This window comes from Edaphobacter aggregans DSM 19364 (assembly GCF_000745965.1).
GTDB classification, from domain to species: Bacteria; Acidobacteriota; Terriglobia; order Terriglobales; family Acidobacteriaceae; genus Edaphobacter; species Edaphobacter aggregans.
Genome location: NZ_JQKI01000114.1, coordinates 1 through 15,103, shown reverse-complemented (window position 1 = coordinate 15,103; position 15,103 = coordinate 1). Strand labels below are relative to the sequence as shown.

The following is a 15,103-nucleotide window of genomic DNA, read 5'->3' as shown; positions in this document are numbered from 1 at the left end:
CCCAGAAGCAGTTGATTGCCTTCACCGCGAACATGCAGACCTCTTTGATCGGGATGGAGGCCTGTTCCGGGGCGCACTTCCTGGGCCGTACTTTACGAGAACAAGGCCACGATGTGAAGCTGATCCCGGCCCAGTTCGTGAAGCCATTCGTGAAGTCGAACAAGAACGACTTCCTGGATGCGGAAGCCATTGCTGAGGCTGTGGATCGGGAGAACATGCGATTTGTTCCGATCAAAACAGACGACCAGCTGGATCTGCAGGCATTGCATCGTGTGCGCGATCGTTTGATCGCGCGAAGAACCTCAGTCATCAACCAGCTGCGGGCCTTCCTGCTGGAGCGGGGTCTGGTATTCGCAAAAGAGCCCGGCCAGGCTGCGCGAGCGCATGCCCGAGATCCTCGAGAACGCCGAGGAAGATCTCACTCCGCGTATGCGGAACCTGCTGGCTCAACTTTGGAATGAGTGGAAGGATCTTGAACAGCGGGTGGTCGATCTGAACCAGGAAGTAGAGCTGACAGCCAACATAGACAAAGGATAGCTGTCTCGTACAACTACTCATCTTCTTCCCTTGTTCCAATCCTAACTAGAGTTAACGAATCATCTCATTCGAGGAGACAACATGTGGCCCGATAATCGTATTCTCGATCTTTTTGGTATTGAGGTGCCAATCATTCAGGCACCGATGGCTGGATCGGCGTTTTCCGATATGGTCGTCGCTGTTGCGCAAGCGGGAGGGCTCGGTTCACTTGCTTGTGCCCTGTTGAGCGTGGAACAGGCGCGTAAGGAGCTTGAAGCCATCCGCCGAAAGACATCGCGCCCCATCAATGCAAACTTCTTCTGTCACCAGCCGCCGCGAGACGACCGCGTTCGCGAAATGAGCTGGAGACAACGCTTGGATGCCTACTTCGTCGAACTGGGTCTTGATAGCAATAGTCCCTTTCCGAACACCAACCGAGCTCCTTTCGACGACAAAATGTGCGACCTCGTTATGGAGTTCCATCCGGAGGTCGTCAGCTTCCATTTCGGTCTTCCGGACAAGAATCTGCTCCTGCGCGTGCGAGCAACAGGCGCGAAGATTCTGTCCTCGGCCACCTCTGTAGACGAGGCCCGATGGCTTGAGGATGAAGGATGCGACGCAATTGTCGCCCAGGGTCATGAAGCTGGTGGGCATAGGGGCATGTTTCTCACGCAGGATGTTTCTACCCAGGTCGGTACGATGGCGCTGGTGCCGCAGTTGGCTGACGCGGTTAAAGTGCCAATCATCGCCGCCGGAGGTATCGCCGATGCGCGCGGCATTGTGGCAGCTTTTGCTCTTGGTGCCTCGGCGGTGCAGATCGGTACGGCCTACTTGCATTGTCCTGAGGCTCAGATCAGCCCGATCTATCGTCAAGCATTAAAAGATGCGAAGGACAATGAGACCGCAATCACCAACGTATTCACGGGCCGTCCAGCACGTGCGATCGGGAATCGCCTTATGCGAGAGGTCGGACCAACGTCCGATGTCGCCCCGGAGTTTCCGCTAGCTGCCGCCGCTCTAGCGCCGCTCCGCGCGAAATCCGAGATGGCAGGATCCGCTGACTTCACTCCGTTGTGGTCAGGCCAAGCCGCTCGTTTAAATCGGGAGCTTCCCGCAACAGAGCTGACCAAACAATTAGCGGCAGAGACGCTAAAGAGGCTCAGATTGCTCCGGACCAGGGCATCAGCGGATGTTCACAGTGCTCTCGCGAAGTTCACAGTGCTCTCGCGAAGCCGGCGGCGCTAGCAAAGGGTCGGTATGTCAGTCTCTCGCTCTCGCTAGCCGCCGGTCGAGCGCACGGGACATGTTGGAGCCTGCAGGATCCGGATAAGGCTCTGCCTCCGACCAACACGTTCCACGTGGCATCTGGTTCAAAAAACTTGCAGGACGCGGCGGCCTGGGATTTCTAGCAGACAATCCCGCCAAGTCACTCTCTTTTCAATGGGGAGCAGGATATTGGGAGGATTCAAGCGACCTCGACCATCGAATCGGACGGGTTCCGAAGCGGCCCTAACCGGGTATGGCAACGATTCGCGACAGAGTGGGCCAAAGATTGGCGTCGATCCAATACTTGCTTATCAGGGATTGAACGTTTTCGGGGCCCCGATGCACGGCATCATACGTGCCTCCAGACGAGAGGAAGCCTTCGAAACACGAGGCTAAAGGGGAATACATGACGATCAAAGGGGTTAAACATCTATGGATAAAAGGAATACTGACCTTATGAAGCGTAGGAGTTTTCTCTCACTTGGTGCAATGACTGCAGCAGCGACTCTCAGACCGCGTGTAGCATCTGCGACGACAAAAGACATAAGGCTACCCTCGCCGGATACGGTGCACGTGGGCGGTTCAAGACGAATCGAGATTGGCGGAGGTCATTGGGTCTGGACCAAAAAGGTTGGCTCCGGAAGCACCAAGGTGTTGCTTCTGCATGGCGGTCCCGGTGCGGATCATCGGTATTTCGAGGGATTCGAAGACTTTCTTCCACCCAATGGAATTGAGTTCTACTACTACGACCAGCTTGACTCAACCAATTCAGAGAAGACCAACGACCCTAGTCTTTGGACGATCGAACGGTACACGGATGAGGTAGAAGCAGTGCGTCAAGGCCTGGGTTTGGATCAGTTCTATTTGCTCGGGCATTCCTGGGGTGGCCTCCTTGCGATTGAGTATGCCTTGAAGTATCAACAGCACTTAAAGGGCCTGGTGATTTCGAACATGGCCGCGAGCAGCGAGGCGTTTGTAAAACATGTATCGAAGATCCGGTCGCAGTTCCCGGAAAGTGTGCGCGCTGAACTCGAACACTATGAGAACGCCAATAAGACCGACGATCCTGCATATCAGAAGCTGCTCTTCGAGAAACTCTACAAGGTCTTCATCTGCCGACTCGATCCCTGGCCTGATCCAGTGCAGCGCAGTTTGGATGGATGGAATCAACATGTCTATAACGTTCTGCAGGGACGAAGTGAATTCGAAGCCAGTGGCCGGATGAAAGGTTGGGATCGTTGGGCCGATCTGCCGAAGATCAAGGTTCGAACCCTAACCATGGGTGCACGCTACGATGAGATGGATCCGGAAGACATGCGAAAGATGGCAACACTGGTAGCGCATGGACAATCGTGGATCTCGGAGACCGGTAGCCACTTCGCCATGTATGACGATCAACAGAACTACTTCCGTGCCTTGCTCACTTTCTTACAGGGCTAAATCCCGACAGTGAGGATCCGCAGCTACTTGGCATGGAAGCAAGACGATGCTCGGGGTATCGACGACGATCGCTCGAGCGTTGGAGTGAGTGATCGTCAGTCTTCCCCTTTTTGAGCACATGAAGGTAGCCGGCCTGTTCGTCGAGGTTCGGGGAGATGCCGCAGAAGGCTCCGGGATGCCGAGCACAGGGCGGGTCCACTGGCGACGATCAGCTTGCATGATCCGTCAACGAAGCGTCCGCTGTTGCCGGATGGCTAAGCAGGCGCCGTGTCAGGCCGCTCTCCAACAGATCGGCGAACGCCCGTACAGCATCTATGGTGTTGCGAGATCGTGCGTTTAGAGGGGTGCAGTCCTGCGATTCGCGGTTTAGGTGGAGCAAAGGAAGTCTAGGATCATTTTGGTACAAACGCGAGGCTTGATCGATCAAGACGAGATGTCCAGCGTCGGCGACGATTTCACAACGGCCCAGTCGATTACCGGCTCATTCCGTCGGCTGTGCCGGCAAAAATAAAGAGATGCGGATATTGCCAGAACGGGGAACGCTGAAGTCCAGGCAGTCGATAACATTTCCCCTCCCATAAATTCGCATACTGGACGGTGTCGAAGGAATCGAGGTTAACGATACTGTCCTATACCGTTCACTACGGCGAGCGGTATAGGACTGCTCTCGACGACTTCGCGCTGATCCACACCGGCTCCAGACGGCGCCGCGTCAAATAATCTCTTGCGAAAACGAGGATCAGTTCGGATAACCGCATCGCGAAGGAATGGTTCTGCTGAATCCCCGAAGATCGCGAAGAGGAAGGCTTCAACTTCGGCGGGAGAAAGGACCGCCTTTCCGGCCGCTCCCATCTGCGGTAGAGAATGAAATCCTTGAACCATGGCATGTTGGCTCACAGGCGGCGATCCTGAGATCATCAGTCCCAACAATCCCGGAAAGCGAGTCATCATCTCAATACCGATATGGCCGCCGAAAGACCAACTAAATACGGCTGCCTGTGCTACTCCGATCCGTTCGAGTAGTTCGATGACGGCATCCGCTAGACCAGGCCGTGTATAGGTTTTCATGGGATCTGCTGGAACTGTGCAAGTTTGCTTAGTAGCATTTCGGCAAACTCCTCGCTCATCAGGGGAGGAGTTTGCTACCAGGAAGAACTTATGATTTCGCTACTGGCGCCGCACAAAAGGACGCCATCGATCTGTCGAGGGCAATTGCGTCCAAATTGTCCGTTCGGTCTTTCTGCCTTTTCAGGTAAACTCCCACAGCTGTTGCGAGTGCGGCCTGACAGTTTGGGGATTCTCGCATATCCGAAACATTTTTGAGGTTATCCAGAATCTCTGTCTCCAACGCATCTAGTTGCGGGCGTACGGTCGCTCCTAGATTAATTAGCGAATGGACGGGAGCTCGTCCAACTCGATGCCAGTCCGCCAATAGTACGTATTGAACCGTCTTATTTGCTTCGATCTGACCTCGAAAGAAATTGGCTACAAATGATTCGTCAAGTCCCCGTTGAGGCGCCACTTTGACCACGGCTTGGATGACCTGCTGTTCTCGCACGAGGTCTTCTACTGCTGCCTCACTATCCCATTTAGCCAACGCAACCTGTCGAGCCAGATCAATCCGTTCAGCGGAGGCTCTGACTAATGGTCGTAACAGTTCTGAAGGATTTTCGCAGACGTTTCTGCCCAGGATTTTGTCATAATTTTCAATTCCTCTACTAAATCGATGATTGCTTCGCCGACACTCCAATATCAAAGCGCATCAAACACGTTTCTGTTCATCCATCGGCGGGTCTAACTTTTGACTCGTGACAACGTTGTCTACTGCTTCATACTCACCTCAATTTCTGCGACTAGCCTTTCCACCCAAGAACGAATTAGGCCATTTGATGCGACTACGGGTATCGAGCAGGCTACAAGTTTGTACACGTCGATGCGCCGAAGTTTCGACGCCTTCGTGGGCTCAAGCCAAAGGTCATTGTGTATAAGGATGAGTAGCGTCTCCAAGCCAATGAGGATTGGCCACAAACAGGCCAGCCGGAGACGAACCATGGGCCGAGGCAAAGCCAGCACATAGCGGAGGCCTTCTCTGTAGTGATCAAGGGCCTTGGTGACTAGTTCAAGAAGAATTCGTCGAGCAGCGAGAGGCGTTCCAGGCTTCAACAGGTCTTGGGGAGTAAGCGACGCTCGTCCGAGCATTTCTTCAGGCAGATAACACCGACCGATGAGGAGATCCTTTCCACAGTCTCTAAGGATGTTCGTTAGCTGCAGGGCCTTGCCTAATCGGATGCCGCGCTGCATCATTGTTTCAATCCCTGCAGCATATGTGGCATGAACTTGTTCAACGGTCATCTGAGTCCAGAATTCGCCTACGCAACCCGCCACCATATAAGTGTAGGTATCGAGTTCAGAATATTCCTTGAGCGCACCGAGACGTCCTGATGATTCACTCGGGAAGGTGTTCAAGTCGAATTCCATCGCCAGGGTAAGCGTCGAGACGATATTCCGAACAGCATCACGATCGGTTTTCCCGAGCCGGGAGAGTAAGGACAGAGCAGACCCCAAGGATTCCAGCAGCACTTTCTCGTTGGAATCCTGCTGCTGTTTCGCGACTTCGACATCAATCCGTTTCAGTGCTTCCCAGTCGGGGACAGTATTCACCTGCGACCGAAATGACAAAAGCAGTTCCAATCGCTTTTCGCGTGCAATTAATGTTGTATCTGCGATAGTGTCCGCTGCTCGTGCCAACAGATAAGCAAGGGCAATCGGCTCGCGCATGCCGCCAGGCAAGATCCGTAGCGTGAGATAGAACGAGCGTGAAACGCTCTTTAATAGAGGACCGAGAAGGCTGGCCGAAGCCGTATTAGTCACAGGATTTTGTAATCAGTGTATTGATGGGCAGGACTATGATCGCCCGGAAATAATGCCGAAGTCGCCGGTTGTATCTGGACAGTATAGCGCGGCAACGAACGTGAGCGGATTCCACACGCCTTGTCCGCCAGACGTCAGGCCAGCAAGCTCGGACCCCACAGACAGCAGATCGAAAGGCTGACGAAGATCAACGGGCGAAGTACTGAGGTAAAAACGGATTGCCGCCCAGAAAAGCCGGTCAGACCCGTGAAAATTTCGTCACAACAGACAAAGAATGGTGGTATCGGATAACTATGCGTCACCGTTCTTCCTTTAAACTTCATAGTAACGGGGCAAATGAACGAGTGTCCTGTATGAAATATAAACTCGGGACGAGAGAACGACGATAAATTCTGCAGAGCAGAAATAACTTAGCGTGACCTAGCATGATGGTTAGACGCAATAAGCTTGGTATGTCAGTTGCTCATAGCTTTAATTCAAAGTCAATCTTGTCCCGTTGCTCCAAATCGTCCAAATATGTGCACCCCTGCTCACGCGGTCAGGAACACGTAACCTTCGGATCCGGCTTAATGAGGTATTCAATAAGCGCTGATATGAGATCTCCACGCGTGAGTGCGGGAAGCCAGGAGTAATAGCAGCGAGAACGTCATCGCGGGAGGGGTGAGGCAACAGGGCAAGTAATGTCGCTCCTCCTGACGAAATCTATCCAGAAGAATAATTTCGATGGCGCACAGGAAGTCTACAGTCAAATTAGAAAGGAAGTTGTGAATGTCCTATCCTCCTAAGGCCGCTCGACCGGAGATGCCATTAAGCAATCACAACTGTTTCACACTTGCAGCGGTTGGATTTCTTGCCTACTACATGGTCGGTATGTGGCACGAACTTCTTGGTCACGGTTTAGCACTCTATCTGTACGGAGCGAGACATTTCGTGCTTACCTCGACGTCGTTGGATTCGACGGATGGGCTCTTGCCAAGTAGTGCTACAGCATCCCGTGTAGTCGATGCTGCGGGTTCGCTATCGACCATACTACTCGGCATCCTCCTTTACCCGCTCGTTTATCGAGCGTTTCGCGATAGAGCGAATCCGGTATTGCGCCTTTTTCTCTGGCTCGTTGCGGCGATAGGCATTTTTCACGGTTTCAGTTATATTGCCTTCTCGGGGGTGGCAAATGTCGGTGACTGGAAGGGTGTGATAGAACAATGGCCACATCAAGGACTCCTCCGAGCTGTGGAGGTAGTCTTCGGAGTAGCCACATGCGCTTGGGAAGTGAGGTTCTTCGCGAAGTTTTTTGGTGAGTTCTCGGAAAGCTTAACTCGATTGGCACTAGTTCCGTATTTCTCTGGAACAATAGGTTTCTGCCTAGCAGGGCTTCGTCTTCCTCATGCTGCATATTACTTCGCGATTTCAGTAATTCCAGCAAGTCTTATTGGTCAGGGCATTTTGGCGTTTATCGCTCCGGTCGCGCGCAGATCCAGTATTGGAACCAACGAGAAAGACATAATTCCCTTCTGTGCCGGTGCATTGGTTTTGGCAGTAATTGTTTTGGGAGTTCTTTTTCTAACTGCGCCCGGTGTGCACTTCACTCTTCCTTTGTGATAGACCATCATTCCTATATGGCATCAACCATGATTTATGGCACTGGGCCATTTGACGCAACTAAGTTGTGGAGAGATTTGCGCGTAAGGAATCACTACGTCTAGCCTGTCTATCATTTGACTTGTCTGCTTTTTCGAAACGTTTTTGCGAGTCGCATGTCAGAGCTTGGGCCGAACTATCTCCGGTACAAATCATCGGGCAGTCCAAGGAACGACAATGACTTTGGTTCTATCTTGTTTTCCGCGAAAGTGAATCTGAGATGTGTTCTAGATGTGAGGGCAGTGATGAATGGGTGTAGTCAGTGAAAGTTTGGGATGCGGTGGTAATAGGAGCGGGGCCGGGTGGCTGCGCAGCGGCGTATGATCTTGCAGCGGCTGGAAGGGACATTTTGCTAATTGACCGTGCCGAGTTTCCTCGCCAGAAAGCATGCGCAGGAGGAATAACACTAACCGCCATTAGGTCATTGCGTTATTCTGTGCGGCCAATCATTGAGAGGGCCTTCCGCGACGTGCGCTTGGAACTACATTTGCACCGTGGCAGAATAGTGAGGAAGCGTACAGATCATTGCTTTATGACTGTTCGCGAAACATTCGATCACTATTGCTTTACAAAGACGCTGGAACGAGGAGCACAATTCCGACGTATTCGTATGCTGGAGTCCGTCCGCCAGTCTGCGAATGTTGTCGAGATTCAGTTGGATGGAGAGGCACTTTACACGCGATTTGTCATCGGAGCCGACGGAGTCCACAGTCGAGTTAGGACGCTCACTGAGCCTCCTAATGGCTGGTTCTGGCGGGGCTTTGCACTCGAGGCTAGAATCCCTTGCAATACCGTAGAACGATACGAACTTACCTTTGACCTTTCACCTATACGAAAAGGATACGGGTGGGTATTCCCGAAAGGTGATCACCTCAACGTCGGGCTTTACTCTTATGCAAAGGATGAGAAAATCGATCGCGAGAGGCTCGGTAGATATATCAAAAGCCGCAACTTCCAATCAGTACCGATGCAGGTTGTCGGTCAATATACTGGCTTTGGAGCGTCACGACATATCGTGGGGAATACGAGAGTATTTCTCGTAGGAGACGCTGGAGGATTTGTTAATCCTTTCACGGGAGAAGGTATATCACAGGCAATTCGGAGCGGTCAGGCAGCAGCGGCGGCGATCGACATGGATTTGAAAGGTCTAGGGCCGGCAAACTTGTGGTTTCGAGACAACAGTAAAAGACTCCGTAGAGATTTGGCGGTGGCTTCGATGGTGGGCCACTGGTTTTACGGCAACCTGAAATGGGGTTACCTTTGCTTTTCTACTCCTGGCGTGAGCGGTTCCATTGCGAAGTTTGAGTGAGCGTATTTGGTAAGGTAAGGGGATGCCGATTACTGCTGCGCAGCCGTTCAAGGTGCGCCAGTATGCAGGAGAAATAATTCTGACCGCGGTGCGTTGGTATTTGCGCTATCCACTGGCTTACGAGCATGTGGCCGAATTGTTAGCGGAACGGGGACTTGCCGTGGACGCCAGCTGCATATGGCGCTGGGTGCAAGCATACGCAGCGGAGTTGAACAAGCGTTGTCGCCCACATCTGAAAGCAACGAACAAGAGTTACCGCGTGGATGAAACTTATATCAAGGTGAAGGGCCAGGAGAAGTATCTATATCGAGCCGTAGACTCCACTGGGCAGACCATCGATTTCCTGCTCACCGCCAAACGAGATGCGGCTGCCGCGAAGCGATTCTTTCGAAGGGTATTTCGCTCTTCTTGTAATCCCATACCGCGGGTCATCAATGTTGATAAGAATCCAGCTTACCCGGCTGCGATCAGAGCACTAAAACGCGAAGGCACGTTACCGCGCCGAGTGCGGTTACGACAACGCAAATACCTCAAAACATCATCGAGCAGGACCACCGGTGGCGAAGAAGCGTACCTGGCTAGCCAAGGGCTACGATTGGTTTCAAAGCGCGTGGCGAACACTGGAAGGAATTGAAACGGTGAACATGATTCGGAAAGGACGAGTGAGGTGGGTGGCAAAGGACGATGTCAGGGCTCAAGCCCGCTTCGTGGCGAACCTGTTCGGTATCGCTGCCTAGCCATTTCTATCCCATTCAGCACGGTTCCGCTCTCGACCTCTGCTCAATCAATCTTCGCAACGAAACCGCCCGGACATAACCTGTCATGGCTCAGTCATTCGCAAAGAGATAGCAGCGAAGCTCATTCGAGCTTCGCTTCCCTGAAAAGCACTAATATTGATTTCCGAAGAGTCCCGAGCGCTTTCCACCAAGCCACATTCGACAGAGCTTCGTAGCCCGATCCTCCCCTTCGATCCTTCTTATTTCTTAACGTATATTTCACACGAGCCAATTTCGCAAGCATATTACAGAACATCATCGATTCTTTATCTACGATCACAGCGACCATAGACAAATGATGGCATGATTAGACCACTCTGTCGGCATAGCTTCCACTAACTTTAAAGTGAATTTTTGGTGGCCAGTCACAGTGCTGACGCTAGTTGACCAATTGGTTCTAGTCGTGTAATTGAGTTACTCAAGAAGACGCAGAGATAAGTTCTATCAGGGTTTATTGAAAGAGGAAGTGTATGTTAAATCGCAGGAAACTGATTCAGAGTGGACTGACAGCTGGTGCCATGTTGAGCTTGGGCAGTCGTTGGGCTCGGGGCCAGAGTTCAGTACAAAATATTACATTGAATGTTAACAGCTATACATTTGACGGTCTGACAGCTGGTCCAAAGAGTGGTGAGTTAGTACTTTGTAATGTAGGTTTCCCAGAATTTGTGGAGTCGCTTATACCGATCCTCCAAGCATTAGCTCAAATGGGTTATTATGCTGTTGCGATGAATCCGCGCGGTTATTCAGTGGCAGCGCAACCGCTAGATCCATCGTTATACACTGATGCCTACCTTGTCTCTGACATATTGGCCTTTGCCGACGCTCTTGGGTATGAACAGTTCCACCTTTTAGGTCAAGATTGGGGAGGCTGGACCGCCTCTTCAGTGGCCGCACAGTATCCGCAGCGAGTTCTTACTCTGACGGCATTGGGCACCGGGCCTAAAAACGCTCTGGTGTCGGCCCTCCAAACAGATCCGGATCAGCAAAGCAAATCGGCCTATAGCATGTACTTTCAGAATACTCCTCCACGAGGCCCGGAGGACTCTCTATTAGCTAACAACGGAGCCGGTTTGCGGATGGCCTATCAAGGCATACTTGCCGAATCTGTCGTGGACTCTTATATCGCTCGATTCATGCAGAGTTCTTCAATGCTGACTGGTCCGATAAACTATTATCGGGCGATCAATTACTCTACTCCCCAAGCCCCCATCACTGTGCCAACCACATTCGTATGGGGTAATGCTGACGCATATTATGGGAGAACAGCAGCGCTGAACGTGGCCAGCTGCTGCACCGGTCCATACCAGTTCTTCGAGCTACCAGGAAAATCACACTGGTTAGCGGATGAAGTGCCGGATGCCATCATTTCCATACTACAGCTGCAACTTAGCTCGAAGGGACAGCTTTAGCTCGAAGGACAGCCAGTCAAACCGTCTTAACTAGAGCTAGTTGCATAAATGCCTCAAGGTGATGAGGAGGCAGGCGAAGTGGAAGAATCCTTGAAAGACAGCAATCAAGCGGTCGTAGCGGACCTGGATGCGTCGGAAGTTCTGCAGCCAGGCGTTGGTGCGTTCGATTTTCCAGCGTTTGCGGTATCGGCGCAGCTTGCGTTTGTCTTCGAAGCGGCGATGACGGTTGTTGCTGCGGTAGGGAGCGATCAGCTCTGTGCCGCGCTTTTTCAGCCGTTCGCGCAGCGGATCGGGTCCGCCACGTGTTTTTGATTGGCAAGCCATGGTGTCGTTGTCTTTGCATTAGTCCATTTATACCCGTGCTCTCCCCTAAACCGGCAAACAGAGCTTCATGACGTTAGAAAGGATCGGTTTTACATGCTATCTTTCTCCGAAAATACAGGACGCATATTGCGGACTATGCCCGTTTGTCTTTTAATGATGTCGTTCTGCGCCTTTGCGCAAAGCCCGGCACCGGCGGTAATCCGTATTGATGCGGGTGGCGCAGCAATCGGCAGCTGGTCTGCAGATACGGACTTCAGCGCGTCACAGGTCTCGACGACGAATGCGGCCATTGTGACCACGCTGGTATCGAATCCGGCTCCGCAGGCGGTCTATCAATCCGAGCGATACGGTAACTTCACCTATACAATTCCTAACCTGACGCCTGGTTTGAGCTACCCAATCAATCTGCACTTTGCCGAGATCTATTGGAACGCATCCCATGAACGCGAGTTCAACGTATTGATCAACGACGTTCAAGTACTTACCAACTTTGATATCTTCACAGAAGCTGGCGGAATGAATGTCGCTCTCACCCGGCAGTTTCTGGCAGTAGCCTCAGCCTCTGGCACAATCACCATTCAGTTTGCATCTGGAGCTGCGGATCTGCCCAAGGTAAGCGGCATTGAAGTGATGCCAGCGCTGGAGCCGCAGGCGGTGTTGAACTCGGGCGCGGTCTACACAGTCATCTCCAATGCGACCGGCCAAGCCCTGGATGATAACAACACGACGACTCCCGGTGGTGTGGTGACGCAGTGGATTCCTCAGTTGGGCAACACCAACCAGCAGTGGCAGATCAACGCAGTGGGCAACGGCCGGTTCACGCTGGTGAGTCTGTCGAACGGCCTGGCGTTGGATAATGCCGGATCGACGGCATCGGGTGCACAGATTGGACAGAATGTGGCGACAAAAGCCAAAACGAGCCAGGTCTGGACGATTACCTCAACCGGCAGCAGAGCGTTTGAGCTAAAGAACCTGGCCAGCGGGCTGGTGCTCGATACGTCTACTTCGAGCGGCAACGGAGGGACGATTGTGCAGTCCCAGGCGACCAATGCGCCTTCACAGGTATGGAAGATCGCTCCGGTGGTGATTGGAGCACAGACCCCATTTGTTTCCTATGAGGGTGAAGCAGGTGTGCTAGGAGGCGGAGCGACGGTAGTATCGCTAACGACTCCTCCGGCGACAGAGTTCACGACGCCGCAGCTGGAGGCTTCGGGAAGAGCATTTGCCCAGTTGACTTCGACCGGGCAGTCGGTGAGCTGGACGAACAATACAGGACACGCAATTACGGCGATCAACGTAAGATACTCCATTCCGGATGCGCCCAACGGAGGAGGCATCACCTCGACGCTGGATCTCTATGTGAATGGAACACTACGTCAGGCTCTAAATGTGAACTCGAAGCAGAGCTGGATCTATGAGTCGCAGAATTCGTACGACGGACAGAGCAAGACCCCGTCGGACGGAGTTCCGCACAAGTTCTGGGACGAGACACACGCCTTTATTACCGGAGCGGCTGTCGAGCCCGGCGATACGATCATGCTGCAGAAAGACAGCGCCAACTCTGCCGCGTTTTACAACATCGACGTGGTGGATCTCGAGGCTCCCCCTGCGCCGCTGACGCAGCCCGCGAACTCGCTCTCAATTACAGACTATGGTGCAGTGGCAAACAACATCAATGTGGACAGCGCCGGACCAATAAGCCGCTGCATGGCCGACGCTTCCAGCAAAGGAATGTCCGTTTGGATCCCTCAGGGAACCTTCTACCTCGACACATCTATAAACCTGAGGCCTAACCAGATCACCGTCGAAGGAGCAGGCATGTGGTATAGCACGCTGTACTTCAATCCTCCCTTTCCTTATACGACCCACGACAATGTTCTGGTCCCCGTTTCAAGCACCATCCGCAATCTGCACATCGATGGCAACGCGACCAACAACACTCAAGATGCTTATGCCATCAACATGAAAGGCAGCAACTGGCTGATCGACAGTGTCTGGATCGAGCACGAAGGGCCAGGAGTCTGGGCCGATGGCATGAATGGAACAGTGAGTAACAGCCGCCTGGACAGCCTGTGGGCTGATGGAATCAACTTAAACAATGGAAGCGGCGCACAAGGTAACGACGGAGGCACCAATCTGACGGCGCTGAACAACTTCATCCGCGGTTCGGGCGACGATGGCATGGCAATCAACAGTGCCGAAGATGGCACGCCGCAGCAAACACCAATGTTGAACACCACGATCATCAATAACACCATCGTGGCTCCCTGGTGGGCGAACGGAATTGGCGTCTATGGTGGAACATTGGATCTGGTGGCCAACAATCTGGTGACGGATGCTGTGAAAGAAGCCGGAATAGGCGCCGGTACGTTCGGGCCGCAGGGAACTCCTCTACAGACCGCCTTCATCTCAGGCAACACAATCCTGCGTGGAGGGAGCCTGGGTTACGGCGTGCGTTATCCAGCAATCAATATCGGTCAGACCGGTAGCTCTTCTCCGAATCTGGCGAACAACGTCATTCTCCGCGGCAACACGATCGTCAATCCGATGTTCAACGGCGTCCTGGTGAACTCCACGATCAATACGGAGATCTTCAACAACACGGTGAACGCGCCCAGCTTGACAGGCTTTGAGGTGGGTTCAGGGAACGGCGAAGCGGTCGACTTTTCTCCGGCGCAGGGCAACGCATTCTTCTTCGGCAATACGGTGTATAATCTTGCGCCGGGGCAGACTGCATTCTCATTGTCCGTTTCCGGCTTTTCGGCCAGCCAACAGAACAATGTTGGCCCGGTAAACCCATAACAGTGGCTCTGCTTTATAGAAGAGGACCCTCCCTGGGCTTGAGATGATCAGCCTTGGGGAGCGTCCTCTTTTATGACAAGCGAGTGGCCGAAGGCTGCGATCTAAACTGCGGCCTCGACCTGTTTCGGCAGTGGAGCGATGTACTCTTCTGCCTTGCCCTGGGCGACGCTCATCGTTCCAACGGCGCGGACGAAGGTAACGTCGCTGATGCCCCAAAAAAGCCGAGGATGAATTTAACGTACAAAACACACAAGCTATGCAAACGTTCATTTATGCATTGACGATTTACCTTTTTACTCACGTGAATAGCTCACGAAGGCTCTAGCCCGGAAAATTCACGAAGGAGCAGCAATGGAAGGCCTCATCTGCTACAAACATGTTGACAAGACAGTGTTTGAAGAAGCAGAAGAGGCCTTCGCGTGTCAGAGGTTAGGCACGACAGAGCGTTTGTTGTTTCCGGATATTTTCGATAAGCCGACGGTGGTGGCCTTCGATCAGCGTCAGAGCAGTTCCGATGGGGGAGCGGTGCTGCTGCGGGCGGCCGAGCGGGGCTATGGGTTGATATCCGGCATGGCTGGCTGGCTGCGCGATGACGGCACGCTGGGAAGGTCGATCATTCGTTGCGAGATCTGTTTGCGCAGCGCGTGTTCTCGATTGCCTGCGGCTATCCCGATGCCAACGACTCGGCCCGTCTCGGGGCCGATCCCATTCACAAATGCTGCTGGACCGTGATCCGGTTACGGGAGTTGATC

At 52.9% G+C, this 15,103-nt stretch carries 11 protein-coding genes and 2 pseudogenes; 9 read left to right on the top strand and 4 right to left on the bottom strand.

From position 1 onward, the window contains the following. The 3 genes and pseudogenes from Q363_RS25070 to Q363_RS25060 all read left to right on the top strand — a co-directional run. A pseudogene (locus tag Q363_RS25070) lies at positions 1-534 on the top strand (IS110 family RNA-guided transposase); the annotation flags it as partial. A gap of 84 nt (positions 535-618) precedes the next feature. Then, entirely contained in the window at positions 619-1,761 is a 1,143-nt protein-coding gene (locus tag Q363_RS25065; protein WP_064742722.1) for an NAD(P)H-dependent flavin oxidoreductase, read from the top strand. A gap of 477 nt (positions 1,762-2,238) precedes the next feature. Beyond that, positions 2,239-3,222, top strand: a complete 984-nt coding sequence (locus Q363_RS25060; protein ID WP_035356277.1) for a proline iminopeptidase-family hydrolase — start codon at positions 2,239-2,241, stop codon at positions 3,220-3,222. 615 nt (positions 3,223-3,837) lie between these two features. On the opposite strand, the gene Q363_RS25055 is transcribed toward Q363_RS25060, so the two are convergent. The 3 genes from Q363_RS25055 to Q363_RS25045 form a co-directional block, all read right to left on the bottom strand. Next, entirely contained in the window at positions 3,838-4,290 is a 453-nt protein-coding gene (locus Q363_RS25055; protein WP_051979293.1) for an alpha/beta fold hydrolase, read from the bottom strand. A gap of 88 nt (positions 4,291-4,378) precedes the next feature. Further along, entirely contained in the window at positions 4,379-4,972 is a 594-nt protein-coding gene (locus Q363_RS46775; protein ID WP_425387780.1) for a chorismate mutase, read from the bottom strand. A gap of 71 nt (positions 4,973-5,043) precedes the next feature. Further along, positions 5,044-6,093 carry a phytoene/squalene synthase family protein gene (locus Q363_RS25045; RefSeq protein WP_035356275.1) on the bottom strand — a complete coding sequence of 350 codons (1,050 nt, stop codon included), beginning with the start codon at positions 6,091-6,093 and terminating at the stop codon, positions 5,044-5,046. Between the two features lie 768 nt (positions 6,094-6,861). Here Q363_RS25045 and Q363_RS25040 point away from each other — a divergent pair. The 4 genes and pseudogenes from Q363_RS25040 (at position 6,862) to Q363_RS25020 (ending at position 11,225) form a co-directional block, all read left to right on the top strand. Continuing rightward, positions 6,862-7,692 carry a hypothetical protein gene (locus tag Q363_RS25040; protein WP_035356272.1) on the top strand — a complete coding sequence of 277 codons (831 nt, stop codon included), beginning with the start codon at positions 6,862-6,864 and terminating at the stop codon, positions 7,690-7,692. A 301-nt stretch (positions 7,693-7,993) separates the two neighbouring features. Then, on the top strand, positions 7,994-9,040 hold the full coding sequence (locus tag Q363_RS25035) for a geranylgeranyl reductase family protein (RefSeq protein WP_084080736.1): 1,047 nt from the start codon (positions 7,994-7,996) through the stop codon (positions 9,038-9,040). A gap of 22 nt (positions 9,041-9,062) precedes the next feature. Next, positions 9,063-9,777, top strand: a pseudogene (locus Q363_RS25030) (IS6 family transposase). A 509-nt stretch (positions 9,778-10,286) separates the two neighbouring features. Continuing rightward, the gene (locus tag Q363_RS25020; protein ID WP_084080735.1) at positions 10,287-11,225 is read left to right on the top strand and encodes an alpha/beta fold hydrolase; all 939 of its coding nucleotides are present in this window, start codon (positions 10,287-10,289) and stop codon (positions 11,223-11,225) included. Between the two features lie 36 nt (positions 11,226-11,261). Here the strand turns inward: Q363_RS25020 and Q363_RS25015 are convergent, their stop codons facing one another. Beyond that, positions 11,262-11,549 (bottom strand): transposase, encoded by a 288-nt coding sequence (locus Q363_RS25015; RefSeq protein WP_051979290.1) that lies wholly within the window; start codon positions 11,547-11,549, stop codon positions 11,262-11,264. A 135-nt stretch (positions 11,550-11,684) separates the two neighbouring features. Here Q363_RS25015 and Q363_RS36775 point away from each other — a divergent pair, with 135 nt between their 5' ends. Together Q363_RS36775 and Q363_RS47505 are read left to right on the top strand one after the other, a co-directional pair. Continuing rightward, on the top strand, positions 11,685-14,351 hold the full coding sequence (locus Q363_RS36775; protein WP_169747117.1) for a malectin domain-containing carbohydrate-binding protein: 2,667 nt from the start codon (positions 11,685-11,687) through the stop codon (positions 14,349-14,351). Positions 14,352-14,995: 644 nt separating this feature from the next. Then, the coding region (locus tag Q363_RS47505) for a hypothetical protein (RefSeq protein ID WP_483782909.1) at positions 14,996-15,103 on the top strand (108 nt) is incomplete at its 3' end.

Bases quoted from the DNA above. Each gene is read 5' to 3' on its own strand.
- Q363_RS25065 (WP_064742722.1), top strand. From the start codon at position 619: ATGTGGCCCGATAATCGTATTCTCGATCTTTTTGGTATTGAGGTGCCA.
- Q363_RS25060 (WP_035356277.1), top strand. From the start codon at position 2,239: ATGAAGCGTAGGAGTTTTCTCTCACTTGGTGCAATGACTGCAGCAGCG.
- Q363_RS25055 (WP_051979293.1), bottom strand. From the start codon at position 4,290: ATGAAAACCTATACACGGCCTGGTCTAGCGGATGCCGTCATCGAACTA.
- Q363_RS25040 (WP_035356272.1), top strand. From the start codon at position 6,862: ATGTCCTATCCTCCTAAGGCCGCTCGACCGGAGATGCCATTAAGCAAT.
- Q363_RS25020 (WP_084080735.1), top strand. From the start codon at position 10,287: ATGTTAAATCGCAGGAAACTGATTCAGAGTGGACTGACAGCTGGTGCC.
- Q363_RS25015 (WP_051979290.1), bottom strand. From the start codon at position 11,549: ATGGCTTGCCAATCAAAAACACGTGGCGGACCCGATCCGCTGCGCGAA.
- Q363_RS36775 (WP_169747117.1), top strand. From the start codon at position 11,685: ATGCCCGTTTGTCTTTTAATGATGTCGTTCTGCGCCTTTGCGCAAAGC.